At 59.3% G+C, this 12,805-nt stretch carries 14 protein-coding genes; 12 read left to right on the top strand and 2 right to left on the bottom strand.

The features are described 5' to 3' along the window. The first annotated feature begins 19 nt into the window (after positions 1–19). The gene (smpB, locus tag ACI2KA_RS10820) at positions 20–502 is read left to right on the top strand and encodes an SsrA-binding protein SmpB (RefSeq protein WP_003524122.1); all 483 of its coding nucleotides are present in this window, start codon (positions 20–22) and stop codon (positions 500–502) included. A gap of 148 nt (positions 503–650) precedes the next feature. Here smpB and ACI2KA_RS10815 read toward each other — a convergent pair whose 3' ends face one another. Both ACI2KA_RS10815 and ACI2KA_RS10810 read right to left on the bottom strand, forming a co-directional pair. Then, positions 651–2,150 carry a methyl-accepting chemotaxis protein gene (locus ACI2KA_RS10815; RefSeq protein ID WP_404501836.1) on the bottom strand — a complete coding sequence of 500 codons (1,500 nt, stop codon included), beginning with the start codon at positions 2,148–2,150 and terminating at the stop codon, positions 651–653. Positions 2,151–2,370: 220 nt separating this feature from the next. Then, complete coding sequence (locus tag ACI2KA_RS10810) at positions 2,371–2,940, bottom strand: NYN domain-containing protein (RefSeq protein WP_003521125.1); 570 nt, start codon at positions 2,938–2,940, stop codon at positions 2,371–2,373. 394 nt (positions 2,941–3,334) lie between these two features. Between ACI2KA_RS10810 and rpoZ the strand changes: the two genes are divergently transcribed. The 11 genes from rpoZ to recO all read left to right on the top strand — a co-directional run bounded on the left by rpoZ (position 3,335) and on the right by recO (position 12,798). Next, positions 3,335–3,727 (top strand): DNA-directed RNA polymerase subunit omega, encoded by a 393-nt coding sequence (rpoZ, locus tag ACI2KA_RS10805; RefSeq protein ID WP_404501834.1) that lies wholly within the window; start codon positions 3,335–3,337, stop codon positions 3,725–3,727. A gap of 132 nt (positions 3,728–3,859) precedes the next feature. Continuing rightward, positions 3,860–6,094 carry a RelA/SpoT family protein gene (locus ACI2KA_RS10800; RefSeq protein WP_404501832.1) on the top strand — a complete coding sequence of 745 codons (2,235 nt, stop codon included), beginning with the start codon at positions 3,860–3,862 and terminating at the stop codon, positions 6,092–6,094. Positions 6,095–6,291: 197 nt separating this feature from the next. Next, positions 6,292–6,438, top strand: a complete 147-nt coding sequence (locus ACI2KA_RS10795) for a hypothetical protein (protein ID WP_003496944.1) — start codon at positions 6,292–6,294, stop codon at positions 6,436–6,438. 441 nt (positions 6,439–6,879) lie between these two features. Further along, positions 6,880–7,458, top strand: coding sequence for a DUF2062 domain-containing protein (locus tag ACI2KA_RS10790; RefSeq protein ID WP_404501830.1), 579 nt, complete (start codon positions 6,880–6,882; stop codon positions 7,456–7,458). After that, entirely contained in the window at positions 7,455–7,859 is a 405-nt protein-coding gene (gene acpS, locus ACI2KA_RS10785; protein WP_404501828.1) for a holo-ACP synthase, read from the top strand. The genes ACI2KA_RS10790 and acpS overlap by 4 nt, the downstream gene beginning before the upstream one ends. A 208-nt stretch (positions 7,860–8,067) precedes the next feature. Next, positions 8,068–8,814 (top strand): signal peptidase I, encoded by a 747-nt coding sequence (gene lepB / locus ACI2KA_RS10780; RefSeq protein ID WP_404501826.1) that lies wholly within the window; start codon positions 8,068–8,070, stop codon positions 8,812–8,814. Continuing rightward, on the top strand, positions 8,811–9,524 hold the full coding sequence (gene rnc / locus ACI2KA_RS10775; protein ID WP_404501824.1) for a ribonuclease III: 714 nt from the start codon (positions 8,811–8,813) through the stop codon (positions 9,522–9,524). Before lepB ends, rnc begins: the two co-directional genes overlap by 4 nt. Positions 9,525–9,602: 78 nt before the next feature. Further along, positions 9,603–10,553, top strand: coding sequence for a GTPase Era (era, locus tag ACI2KA_RS10770; RefSeq protein WP_404501822.1), 951 nt, complete (start codon positions 9,603–9,605; stop codon positions 10,551–10,553). Positions 10,554–10,710: 157 nt separating this feature from the next. After that, positions 10,711–11,463 (top strand): Crp/Fnr family transcriptional regulator, encoded by a 753-nt coding sequence (locus ACI2KA_RS10765; RefSeq protein WP_404501820.1) that lies wholly within the window; start codon positions 10,711–10,713, stop codon positions 11,461–11,463. A gap of 136 nt (positions 11,464–11,599) precedes the next feature. After that, positions 11,600–11,977, top strand: coding sequence for a response regulator (locus ACI2KA_RS10760; protein WP_404501818.1), 378 nt, complete (start codon positions 11,600–11,602; stop codon positions 11,975–11,977). Positions 11,978–12,033: 56 nt separating this feature from the next. Then, entirely contained in the window at positions 12,034–12,798 is a 765-nt protein-coding gene (gene recO, locus ACI2KA_RS10755) for a DNA repair protein RecO (protein ID WP_404501816.1), read from the top strand. Positions 12,799–12,805 lie beyond the last annotated feature (7 nt).

Raw genomic sequence — 12,805 nt, 5'->3', positions numbered from 1 at the left:
AACAAGGGATTGAAATATCATGGCCCCCAAAGGCAGCCAGCGCGTGGTGAACAAGATCGTTGCGGAAAACCGCAAGGCTCGCTTCAACTACGAAATCATCGACACCTATGAGGCAGGGCTCGTGCTGACCGGCACCGAGGTCAAGTCGCTGCGCGAAGGCAAGGCGAATATCGCCGAATCCTACGCGTCGGACGAGGGCGATGAAATCTGGCTCATCAATTCCCACCTGCCGGAATATCTGCAGGCCAACCGCTTCAACCACGAGCCGCGCCGCCGCCGCAAGCTGCTTTTGAGCAAGCGCGAGATCAACCGCCTGCGCGCCGGCATCAACCGCGAAGGCATGACGCTGGTGCCGCTGAAGATCTACTTCAACGACAGGGGCCGCGCGAAGCTGGAACTGGCGCTCGCCAAGGGCAAGAAGCTGCACGACAAGCGCGAGACCGAGAAGGAACGCGACTGGAACCGGCAGAAGTCGCGGTTGCTGAAGGGTGGCAACGCGTAAAGCCTCCTCCCTCATTCCTGTGCTTGTCACAGGAATCCAGTCAGCCCAAGTCCTTGGGCTGAAAGGACTCTCCTCGTCGCGCAGACGCGCGTCGGCTGGATTCCTGTGACAAGCACAGGAATGAGGAGAGGGAGGTGCCTGATGCCCCTCAAGCCGCCCGATACGTCCGCTCCACATGCGCCCTTGAAGCCGAGACGCTGAACCGGCTGACAAGTGCGGCCAGATTGGCGCTGACATCGCTCAGATTATGCGTCGCCGCATTGGTTTCTTCCACCATGGCCGCATTCTTCTGGGTCAGATTGTCCATGCTGTTGATGGCGGCGCTGATTTCCTGAATGCCGACCGATTGCTCCTGCGCCGCCTTGGTCAGCGACACGATATGTTCCTGAATATGATCAACCTTGTTGCCGATCGTATTCAGGGATTCGCCCGTCTTGTTGACCAATGAAACGCCATGCATCACATCCTCGGAAGATTTGGCGATCAGCGTCTTGATTTCCTTGGCGGCGGTGGCGGAGCGCTGCGCGAGTTCACGCACTTCCTGGGCGACGACGGCAAAACCCTTGCCGGCCTCACCGGCGCGCGCGGCCTCCACGCCGGCATTCAGCGCCAGAAGATTGGTCTGGAACGAGATCTCGTCGATCACGGAAATGATCTGGGTGATCTTCTGCGACGATTCCTCGATGGCGCCCATCGCTTTCACCGCATCCGTCACCACATCGCGCGAGCGTGCGGCTTCGACGGCGGAGCTTTCGACGATGGCCTTGGCCTCCTCGGAGCGCTGCGCCGAGAGTTTGGAAATGGTGGTGATTTCCTCGACGGCGGCGGCGGTTTCCTCCAGCGCCGCGGCCTGCTGTTCCGTGCGGCGGGCCATGTCGTCGGTCGCAGACGTCAGTTCGCGTGTATTGCCGGAAATCTTGTTTGCCTCTTCGACGATCTGCGAAAATGCACCGGAGAGATTGCCGACCGCGGCGTTGAAATTGGCGACAAGCCCTTCGAATTGCGGCGCGGTCTTTTCGCCGATGCTGGAGGTGAGGTCGCCATTCGCCAGCCGGTCAAGCGCGCTGTTGAGCAATGCGAGAACATGCTCCTGTTCCTTCTTCATCTGCGCCTGCTCGGCTTCCACCTTCTGTCGCTCGGCAGCAAGCACCTCAAGGTAGACGGAGATGGAATAGTCCATGTCGAGAAGGGCGGCCTTGATGGTGGCCGATAACCCGTCCTTCACCTTCCTGGCCTTCTTTTCCATGAAAAGGCCCTTTAATTCGGACTCGATCACGGCCTTGACGATGCCGTCGAGCATCAGCGCATAACCGCCGATGTACCAGCGCGGCTCCAGCCCCAGTCGCGCATGCGTGCGGCCGATGGCGGTCACGGCGTCGGTGTAATCCCCGTTGAACGCGCCAGAGGCGATCCTTTCCCAATGTTTGAGCTGCATGCTCTTGGCATGCTGGACATGCGCATCGCTTGCGAAGAATTTCACCGTTTCCGGCACAGAACGGACCTTTGCATAAAAACGGTCGAGAGACGCGTCGAGGGACCCGGTAATGACACCCTTCATGTCTGAAAGATTTTGCCGCTGCTCGTGGCCAAGCCCCAGAAAATTCAGTCTTTCATCGAGTTGTTGAGTGGTTTTCGCTTGGCCGTTCATGTCTGATCATCCTGATTTGACACCCCTAATCAAGTCCCCGGTGCCGTTGCGTGATTTAGACACGTCTAAAATTAACCAAGATATAATTTCGAATGGCCGGATTTGATGTTTGTTAATTTAAACGGCGATTTTCCGGCGGCGGAATGGCGTGTGCCCAAACAAAAACGCGCCCGTCTTCGGACGGACGCGTTCCTGCAATGTCAATGGTGCAAAAGCCGGATCAGATCGTTTCCGGGCTTTCGGCGTGCCGGGCAGGGCGCTCGTTCGGGTCGCGCCCGATCTCGGCCTTCAGCGTCATCAGATCGATGAAGTGGTCGGCCTGCCGGCGCAGGTCGTCGGCGATCATGGCGGGCTGCGTGGCCATGGTGGAGACCACGGACACCTTGCGGCCCTTGCGCTGCAGCGCGTCCACCAGCGTGGTGAAATCGCCGTCGCCGGAGAACAGCACCAGATGATCGACCGTCTCGGACTGTTCCATGGCATCGACCGCGAGTTCGATATCCATGTTGCCCTTGATCTTGCGGCGGCCGAGCGCGTCGGTGAATTCCTTCGCCGGCTTCGTCACGACCTTGTAACCGTTATAATCCAGCCAGTCGATCAGCGGCCGGATCGAGGAATATTCCTGATCCTCGATCAATGCGGTGTAATAATAGGCGCGCAGCAGGTATCCACGCTTTTGAAACGCCTTCAGGAGCTTGCGGTAGTCGATATCGAATCCCAGGCTTTTCGATGCTGCATAAAGATTGGCTCCGTCTATGAAGAGCGCAATTTTCTCCCGTGGATCGAACATTCCATCCCATTCCTTTTTTTTGGAAAGGCCATTATCTGGCTTTTATATCCGGTCGATAACGCTAAAAATCATGTCGTATCAACGAGCTTTGCGTATCGCCGTTGCGTTTTAAGTAAGCTACCTTCCCCCGTATTCCAAGACAATTCTTCTAGACATTTTGTTCATCAGACGCCAAACATGGGCAATAAGGTGCCAAAAGACGCCAAAGACAGGAAAAACTTGAATTCCGCGGCCAATGGCTGTATCGGAAGCTGGAAGGCTTCGTCGCGAGAAATCCCAAGCGTTTTTCGCAGGGCACGAAGCGCAGATTCAATAGGTTAGAGCATCCCTTGTGCATCCTGAAGAAAGCACGGCGCTCTGATCCACGAACATTACGACCCGCAAAGGACAGGCAATGGCCCGCGTCACAGTTGAAGATTGCATTGATAAAGTAGACAACCGTTTCGAGCTGGTGCTTCTCGCCAGCCACCGTGCGCGCCAGATTTCCCAGGGCTCTTCCATCACGGTTGATCGCGACAACGACAAGAACCCGGTTGTGGCGCTGCGCGAAATCGCCGACGAGACCCTGTCTCCCGACGATCTGAAGGAAGATCTCATCCACTCGCTGCAGAAGCATGTGGAAGTGGACGAGCCCGAGCCCGATCCGGTCACGCTTGCCGCCTCCGCCATTGCCGAAGGCGAAGACGACGACCAGCCGGAAACCGTCACTTTCGACCAGATGTCGGAAGAAGAACTGCTGGCCGGTATCGAAGGCCTTGTGCCGCCGGAAAAAAATGACGATTATTGATCTGACTTTATGACGCCATTGGCGGGCGGTGGTTACCGTCTGTCAATAGTTGCCGTCATAATCTGATCCCTATTGATGCAGCATTGTGCGCCGACCCTCAGGTTGGCGCGCTTTCTTTTTGTGGAATATCGCATGATGCGGCAATACGAACTCGTCGAGCGGGTTCAAAAATATAAACCGGATGCGAATGAGGCCCTGCTGAACAAGGCCTATGTTTACGCGATGCAGAAACATGGCCAGCAGAAGCGGGCCAATGGCGACCCCTATATTTCGCATCCGCTGGAAGTTGCCGCGATCCTCACCGAAATGCATCTCGACGAATCGACCATCGCAGTGGCGCTGCTGCACGATACGATCGAGGACACCACCGCCACACGCGCTGAAATCGATGAGCTTTTCGGCGAGGATATCGGCCGGCTGGTGGAGGGGCTGACCAAGCTCAAGAAGCTCGATCTCGTTACCCGCAAGGCGAAACAGGCGGAAAACCTGCGCAAGCTGCTGCTCGCCATTTCCGACGACGTGCGCGTTCTCCTGGTGAAGCTCGCCGACCGCCTGCACAATATGCGCACCATGGAATATATGCCGGCCGACAAGCGCAGCCGCATTTCCGAGGAGACCATGGAAATCTATGCGCCGCTCGCCGGCCGCATGGGCATGCAGGACATGCGTGACGAGCTGGAGGACCTGTCCTTCCGTTATCTCAATCCGGAAGCCTATGAGACGGTGACCAACCGCCTGCAGGAACTGGAAACGCGCAATGAGGGCCTGATCAAGAAGATCGAGGACGAGCTGCGCGAGCTTCTCGTGGCCAACGGCCTCATCGGCGCCGGCGTCAAGGGGCGCCAGAAGAAGCCCTATTCGGTGTTCCGCAAGATGCAGTCGAAGTCGCTCTCCTTCGAGCAGCTGTCCGACGTCTATGGTTTTCGTATTCTGGTGGACGACATTCCCTCCTGCTACCGGGCGCTCGGCATCGTGCACACCCGCTGGCGCGTGGTGCCCGGCCGTTTCAAGGACTATATCTCCACCCCGAAGCAGAACGATTACCGCTCCATCCACACCACCATCGTCGGCCCGTCGCGCCAGCGTATCGAACTGCAGATCCGCACCAAGCGCATGCACGAGATCGCCGAATTCGGCATTGCCGCCCATGCGCTCTACAAGGATGGCGAGAACGGCGAGGGCGATCTGCTCTCGCCGGAATCGAACGCCTATTCCTGGCTGCGCCACACCATCGAATCGCTGGCCGAAGGCGACAGCCCGGAAGAATTCCTCGAGCACACCAAGCTCGAGCTTTTCCAGGACCAGGTGTTCTGCTTCACGCCCAAGGGCAAGCTGATTGCCCTGCCGCGCGGTGCGACCCCCATCGATTTCGCCTATGCGGTGCACACCAATATCGGCGACACCACGGTCGGGGCCAAGATCAACGGGCGGATCATGCCGCTTGTCACCCGTCTGAACAATGGCGACGAGGTGGAGATCATCCGCTCCGGCGTGCAGGTGCCGCCGGCCGCATGGGAAGAGGTGGTGGTGACGGGCAAGGCCCGCTCGGCCATTCGTCGCGCCACCCGCATGGCCATCCGCAAGCAATATTCCGGCCTCGGTTATCGCATTCTGGAGCGTACCTTCGAGCGCGCCGGCAAGGCCTTCTCGCGCGAAGCTTTGAAGCCCGTGCTGCATCGCCTGGCGCAGAAGGATGTGGAAGACGCCATCGCCGCCGTCGGCCGCGGTGAGGTCTCCTCGCTCGATGTGCTGCGTGCGGTCTTCCCGGATTATCAGGACGAGCGCGTGACGGTGAAGATGACCGGCGACGACGGCTGGTTCAACATGCGCAGCGCCTCCGGCATGGTCTTCAAGATTCCCGGCAAGTCGCGCTCCGTTCTGGAAGACGACGGCGCGGCCGAGATGCTGGACGGACCCGATCCGCTGCCCATCCGTGGCCTTTCCGGCAATGTCGACGTGCATTTCGGCGCCGCCGGCGCCGTTCCGGGAGATCGCATCGTCGGCATCATGGAAAAAGGCAAGGGCATCACCATCTATCCTATTCAGGCGCCGGCGCTGCAGCGCTTCGACGACGAGCCGGAACGCTGGATCGATGTGCGCTGGGACCTCGATGAGGCCAACAAGTCGCGCTTCATGGCGCGGGTGATGATCAATGCGTTGAACGAGCCGGGCACGCTCGCCTCCGTGGCGCAGTCGATCGCGACGCTGGACGTCAACATCCGCGGGCTCAACATGGTCCGCATCGGCACGGATTTCTCCGAGCTGGCGCTGGATGTCGAAGTCTGGGATCTCAGGCAGCTGAACCAGTTGCTGTCGCAGCTCAAGGACCTCGATTGCGTGTCCACGGTCACACGTGCCTTCGATTGAGGCATTTTTGATCCTTTGCAGATATCGAAAGGCCGTTGTTATGCGTTGAATGCATGGCAGCGGCCTTTTCCTGTCTCTGGTGGTCAATGTGGTTTGCGACTATTTTCTTCTCAGAAATCGAAGAGAAGGAAACGCGGCGTGCCGGTGGACAAACACCGATGAGAAACGCCGGTTCCAAACCGAAAGGACCGAAAATCATGTTTACTCCGCTTCGCAAGATCGCCCGCGCCGTTCGTGGCAAGACCACCCAGGAACGCGAATTCGAATATCTCAGCGGCTCGGTATCGAATGTCGACCTCGAGTTCCGCCAGCGCGAAATCGACCGCGGCCTGTTCCGCCGGTAATGCACTCAGCGCATGGCAGACCTTCGCCATGCGTATGAGACTTGGAGGGTGCGCGGCTGTTGTTGCCACGCTCGTCCCTGTATCTTGCAAAACTATGTGAATGCGCGCTTCAAGCGGTTGTCCCAAACTGGTTGACCAATACGCCGCAAAAAATCCCGGTTCAGTCCCCTGTCGCAATAGACGACACTAAATTGGGGCTGATATCGAAGGCTAGATACTCACTGTATTCGTGACATCCGGCGTCCGTCATGCCGGACTTGATCCGGCATCCAGCCAGCCCAAGTCCTTGGGCTGGAAAGAGTCCTCTCGCCGCGCAGACGCACGTCGGCTGGATTCCGGCTCAAGGCCGGAATGACGGAAGCGGAGAATACACCTGCAAAAGAACCCTGCGTCGTCTATGATGCTCTTGGCGCGGCCCGGGCGATGAAATAAACTGTCCCCATGCCGTTTCGCCGCCGTGAACCCGTTGGTTTTTCAGAAAAGATTCGTGACCTGTTCTGGCCGCGCACGGGTTTTTCCCGTTCGCTGCGCTATATGAAGCTGCGTCTGCTCAGGCTTTCCGCCTCTCCGCATTCGGTCGCCGCTGGTGTCGCCATCGGTATCGGTGTGGCCTGGACGCCGTTTCTCGGCGTGCACATCATCATCGCCATGGCGCTCGGTTTCCTCATGCGCGTCAATCTCGTCGCGGCCGCGCTCGGCACCACCTTCGCCAATCCGCTGACATTTCCCTTCATCTGGGCATCCACCTGGGAGCTTGGGCATTTCGTCCTCGGCCGGCAGAAGACGGCAAGCGCCGCCCATGTGGATTTCGTGGCGCTGTTCAGCCACCTCGAATTCCGGCAGATATGGACACCCGTGCTCGAACCGATGATCGTCGGGGCGGCTCTTCCCGCCGCAATCAGCGCGGTCATCGCCTATATTGCCGTTTATGGCCTCATCAGCGGTTTCCGCCGGCGCAAGATGGAAAACCTCGCTCACCGCGCCGCCAACCGCAACGCGTCTCTGGAGATGTTGAAATGATCATTGGATTGGGCAGCGACCTGATCGACATTCGCCGCGTCGAAAAATCGATCGAGCGTTTTGGCGATCGCTTCACCCATCGCTGTTTCACCGATATCGAGCGCGCCAAATCCGACGGCCGCAAGAACCGCGCCGCTTCCTATGCCAAGCGTTTTGCCGCCAAGGAGGCCTGTTCCAAGGCGCTTGGAACCGGCCTGGCGAACGGCGTCTTCTGGAAGGATATGGGCGTCGTCAATCTGCCGGGCGGCAAGCCGACCATGGTGCTGACCAACGGGGCGGGGGAAAGGCTGGCGGCCATGCTACCCGCCGGCCACCGCGCCAATATCCACCTGACGATCACCGATGACTATCCTTATGCTCAGGCATTTGTGATTATCGAGGCGCTGCCTGTGAACGGTTAGGGCCTGGGGCCGCCGCATTGGCGGTCTATTTGCGGGCATGTGACAGAAGCGCTTCCCTTCGGGCTGGAAAGGTTCTAGAGAAGTCGCAGAAATATGAAAGCGTTGCCGGCTGCGTGAAACAGCTTCACCCGCCGCGGGCGCGACGAAACAACGGCCTGGTGCTCCCTTGTGATCGGAGACGCCGGGAAACAGTCAGGTAGGTCTTTAAGTGTCCGAAAAAGCTGAAAAGAAGCAGAACGCCCTTTGGGAGAACGTCAAGGTCATCATTCAGGCGCTGCTGCTGGCCATGGTCATCCGCACCGTGCTGTTTCAGCCCTTCACCATCCCGTCCGGCTCGATGATGCCGACGCTTCTGGTCGGCGACTATCTTTTCGTCAACAAGTTCTCCTACGGCTATTCGAAATATTCGCTGCCTTTCTCGCCGAACCTGTTTTCGGGCCGTATCCTCGAATTCAGCAAGCCGAAGCGCGGCGATGTCGTGGTCTTCCGCCTGCCGCCCAATCCTGAAGTGGATTACATCAAGCGCCTCGTCGGCCTGCCCGGTGATCGCATCCAGGTGACCAACGGCGTGCTGTTCATCAATGGCCAGCCGGTGCCGAAGCAGCCCGATGGCACCTTCACTTCCGATTACCGTGCCGATCCGGGCGCCAATGTGCCGGTCTTCCGCGAAACGCTCGACAATGGCGTCACCTACGACACACTTGACCAGTCGCCCGACTCGCGCGGCGACAACACCCGGGAATTCCTGGTGCCGGAAGGCCATTATTTCATGATGGGCGACAACAGAGACAATTCGCTCGACAGCCGCTTCGATGTCGGTTTCGTGCCGGAGGAAAACCTGATCGGCCGCGCCAGCGTCATCTTCTTCTCGCTGGGCAACGACACGCCGTTCAGCCGCATTTGGGAATGGCCGGCCAACATGCGTTGGGACCGCCTCTTCAAGGTCGTGGAATGAGCAAGACCAAGCCGCTTTCGGCGGACGAGATTTCGCGTCTGGAAGCGTTGATCGGATATGAGTTCAAGGAAAAGGCCCGCCTGGACCGGGCCTTGACCCATGCCAGCGCGCGGTCGGCCGCAGCCGGCAATTACGAGCGGCTGGAATTTCTGGGCGACCGCGTTCTTGGCCTCTGCGTCGCCGAACTGCTGTTCTCCACCTTCCGCAACGCCACCGAGGGCGAATTGTCGGTGCGTCTCAACCAGCTTGTCAGCGCCGAGTCCTGCGCGTCGATCGGTGATGAGATGAGCCTGCACAATTTCATCCGCACCGGGGCGGACGTGAAGAAACTGACCGGCAAGGCGATGCTCAACGTGCGCGCCGATGTCGTCGAAAGCCTGATCGCCACCATCTATCTCGATGGCGGGCTGGAAGCGGCGCGCAAATTCATTCTGAAATATTGGCAGGGCCGCGCAACCAGCGTGGATGCCGGGCGACGCGACGCCAAGACGGAATTGCAGGAATGGGCGCATGCCAGATTTGCGACCACGCCCTCTTACCGGGTTGACGATCGCTCCGGACCGGATCACGATCCCCGCTTTACGGTGACTGTCGAAATTCCCGGCGTGAAGCCGGAAACCGGCGTCGAGCGCTCCAAGCGCGCGGCCGAGCAGGTGGCGGCAACACGGTTGCTGGAACGCGAAGGCGTCTGGCAGAAATCCTCCACCTGAAACTGAGTACCCGCGCGGGTGCTGAAATCGAGCGCATGGCGGACCCTCTGGCCGCATGTTGAATACCTCTGACCTTGAATGGATATCATGACCGATCACGAAAACCCCACCATTGCCGGTGAAGACAACGCCCTTCCGACCCGCTCCGGCTTCGTCGCCCTCATCGGCCCGACCAATGCCGGCAAGTCGACGCTGGTGAACCGGCTGGTTGGCGCCAAGGTTTCGATCGTCAGCCACAAGGTGCAGACGACACGCGCGGTGATGCGCGGCATCGCCATTCACGACAATGCCCAGATCGTTTTCATGGATACGCCCGGCATCTTCAAGCCGCGCCGCCGGCTTGACCGCGCCATGGTCACCTCCGCCTGGGGCGGCGCGAAGGATGCCGATCTCATCCTGCTGCTGATCGACAGCGAACGCGGCCTCAAGGGCGATGCCGAAACCATTCTCGAAGGCCTGAAGGACGTTCCGCAGAAGAAGATCCTCTGCCTCAACAAGATCGACCAGGTGAAGCGCGAAGACCTGCTGAAGCTTGCCGCCGCCGCCAATGAAACGGTTGCCTTCGACCGCACCTTCATGATCTCGGCCACCAATGGTTCGGGCTGCGAAGACCTGATGAATTATCTGGCCGCCGAACTGCCGGAAGGCCCGTGGTATTATCCGGAAGACCAGATTTCCGATCTGCCGATGCGCCAGCTCGCCGCCGAAATCACCCGCGAAAAACTGTTCCTGCGCCTGCATCAGGAACTGCCCTATGCCTCGCATGTCGAGACCGAAAAGTGGGAAGAACGCAAGGACGGCTCGGTGCGCATCGAGCAGGTGATCTATGTCGAGCGCGACAGCCAGAAGAAGATCGCGCTCGGCAAGAACGGCGATGCGATCAAGGCCATCTCCACCGCCTCGCGCAAGGAACTGTCGGAAATCCTCGAACAGCCGGTGCATCTCTTCCTGTTCGTCAAGGTGCGCGAGAACTGGGGCGACGACCCGGAGCGCTTCCGTGAAATGGGGCTGGAATTTCCGCGGGGGTGAACGCATCCGGTTCAGCCCTCATTCCTATGACAAGCACAGGAATGAGGCAGGAGCGTAAGGCGGCTTCACGAATCTTCACCCCTCATCGGGAACCGAATACGTCCGGGCGGGTTGTTCCAAAACAATTGGGCGCAACCTTTTTCGATGACGGATATTCATGTCGCCAAAAAAACCGAACGGAATTTCCACCACCCCGTGCCAGCAATGTCCCCTGCGCGACCTGCCGCATTTCCGGGACTTCTCCTCTTCCGAACTCGATTTCGTTTCGCGTTTCAAGACGGGAGAACTGGCGGTGGAGAGCGGTTCGGTCATCCTGATGGAAGGCTCGCACAGCGCCCATCTCTACACCGTGCTGCACGGTTGGGCATTTCGTTACAAGACGCTGGAGGATGGCCGGCGGCAGATCCTGAATTATGTCATGCCGGGCGATCTCGTTGGTCTCCAGGGCACGGTGATGGGGGAAATGCAGCATTCGGTGGAGGCACTGTCACCGGTGACCCTGTGTGTTTTCGAGCGGTCGCGCCTCAACAACCTCTTTACCGATCATCCGACGCTGGCCTATGACCTGACCTGGATCGCGGCAAGCGAAGAGCGCATGCTCGACAGCCATCTTCTCAGCATCGGCCGGCGCACCGCGCTGGAGCGCGCAGCCTATCTTATTGCCTTTCTTTATCGCAAGGCGAAGGCGGTCAATCTCATCCCCGGCGAAACGCCGATCCCCGTCACCCAGCAGCATGTGGCCGATACGCTTGGCCTTTCCATCGTTCACACCAACAAGACCTTGAGAAAGCTGGTCGATCGCGGCCTCATCCGCTGGACGGACAAGGGCTGTCTTGTGCTGGACGATGCCGGGCTGAGCCACGTTGCGGAATGGGAAAGCGATGAGAAGCGGCAGAGACCCTTCATCTGATCTTCCCGTGACATGTCTTTTTTAAATGACGGTGGGGTCGTAATTTGCGACTCCTGTCTTGATATCCCAATGGGGATCATATCGGAGATCGCGGCTTCGAGCCTGGCGGCTCTCTCATTTAGGAAGAAGAAAACATATGGTGCCACAACGGGTTATCATCGTTGAGGATGAATATCTGGTGGCGCTTGATGTCGAAGCGGTTCTCCAGTCCATGGGGGTGGAAACCATTGTCATCGCCACCACGCTTGCGCAGGCACGACAGGCCGTCGAACAGGCGGGTGCGGATTGCGCGCTTCTCGATGTCAGCCTCTCCGATGGCAAGAGTTACGATTTCGCCCGTGAGCTGCGCGCGGCGGGCATTCCCTTCGGTTTCGTCAGCGGTTACGGCGATACGACCGGTTTTCCCGACGATCTGACGCATGCTCCCTTGCTCGGCAAACCGTTCGGCGAAAATGAGATCATCGATTTTGTCAGCGGTCTTCTCGATACAGCCGATGACACCGTAAAAGAATAACGCTTTGGCGCCGGATCGGTTATGATCGGGCTTGAATCGAAATTCGGACAGGTTTCATGCAGTGGCAGGATGAGGCGATCATTCTCGGCGTCAAACGCCATGGCGAGACGAGCGTCATCGCCGAGGTGATGACCCGTTCGCGAGGCCGGCATCTCGGCATGGTGCGCTCCGGCCGCTCCCGCAGCATGCAGCCGGTGCTGCAGGCGGGCAACCGTGTGGATGTCGTCTGGCGGGCACGTCTTGACGACCACCTCGGCGAATTCCGCATCGAACCTCTGCAATTGCGCGCAGCACAGCTGATGGAAACGGCGACTGCCGTTTACGGCGTCCAGGCCATGGGCGCTCTTCTCAGGCTTCTGCCGGAGCGTGATCCGCATCCGCATCTTTATCAGGCGCTCGACGTCATCCTCGACAATCTCCACGATCCGGCCGATGCCGGGGAATTGTTCGTGCGGTTCGAACTGGCGGTGCTGAACGATCTCGGTTTCGGGCTCGATCTCACCGAATGCGCGGCAACGGGGCTGCGCACTGATCTCATCTATGTCTCGCCGAAAACGGGCAGGGCGGTCTGCCGCACGGCAGGCGCGCCCTATGCGGCCCGGATGCTTGCGCTGCCCGCTTTCTTGAGCGAAGGCCAGTCAAAGGCTGCCGATCCCGAAAGCCTGGCGGCCGCCTTCCGCCTGACGGCCCACTTCCTCAACCGGCACGTCTACGATCCGCGCGGTCTCACCGAAAACGCCGCCCGCGACGGTTTCGTGCAGGCGGCGCTGAAGGCGCTGCAGCGCAGGGCATCGCCGCCCGCGCTCGATGAGGCCGTGTGATCGCCAG

The sequence above is a fragment of the Agrobacterium sp. NPDC089420 genome (assembly GCF_044900305.1).
Lineage (GTDB): Bacteria > Pseudomonadota > Alphaproteobacteria > Rhizobiales > Rhizobiaceae > Agrobacterium.
The sequence above is the reverse complement of the archived record's forward strand: the minus strand, read 5'-3'. Positions and strand labels throughout refer to the sequence as shown.

Bases quoted from the DNA above. Each gene is read 5' to 3' on its own strand.
- smpB (WP_003524122.1), top strand. From the start codon at position 20: ATGGCCCCCAAAGGCAGCCAGCGCGTGGTGAACAAGATCGTTGCGGAA.
- ACI2KA_RS10815 (WP_404501836.1), bottom strand. From the start codon at position 2,150: ATGAACGGCCAAGCGAAAACCACTCAACAACTCGATGAAAGACTGAAT.
- ACI2KA_RS10810 (WP_003521125.1), bottom strand. From the start codon at position 2,940: ATGTTCGATCCACGGGAGAAAATTGCGCTCTTCATAGACGGAGCCAAT.
- rpoZ (WP_404501834.1), top strand. From the start codon at position 3,335: ATGGCCCGCGTCACAGTTGAAGATTGCATTGATAAAGTAGACAACCGT.
- ACI2KA_RS10800 (WP_404501832.1), top strand. From the start codon at position 3,860: ATGATGCGGCAATACGAACTCGTCGAGCGGGTTCAAAAATATAAACCG.
- ACI2KA_RS10795 (WP_003496944.1), top strand. From the start codon at position 6,292: ATGTTTACTCCGCTTCGCAAGATCGCCCGCGCCGTTCGTGGCAAGACC.
- ACI2KA_RS10790 (WP_404501830.1), top strand. From the start codon at position 6,880: ATGCCGTTTCGCCGCCGTGAACCCGTTGGTTTTTCAGAAAAGATTCGT.
- acpS (WP_404501828.1), top strand. From the start codon at position 7,455: ATGATCATTGGATTGGGCAGCGACCTGATCGACATTCGCCGCGTCGAA.
- rnc (WP_404501824.1), top strand. From the start codon at position 8,811: ATGAGCAAGACCAAGCCGCTTTCGGCGGACGAGATTTCGCGTCTGGAA.
- era (WP_404501822.1), top strand. From the start codon at position 9,603: ATGGATATCATGACCGATCACGAAAACCCCACCATTGCCGGTGAAGAC.
- ACI2KA_RS10765 (WP_404501820.1), top strand. From the start codon at position 10,711: ATGTCGCCAAAAAAACCGAACGGAATTTCCACCACCCCGTGCCAGCAA.
- ACI2KA_RS10760 (WP_404501818.1), top strand. From the start codon at position 11,600: ATGGTGCCACAACGGGTTATCATCGTTGAGGATGAATATCTGGTGGCG.
- recO (WP_404501816.1), top strand. From the start codon at position 12,034: ATGCAGTGGCAGGATGAGGCGATCATTCTCGGCGTCAAACGCCATGGC.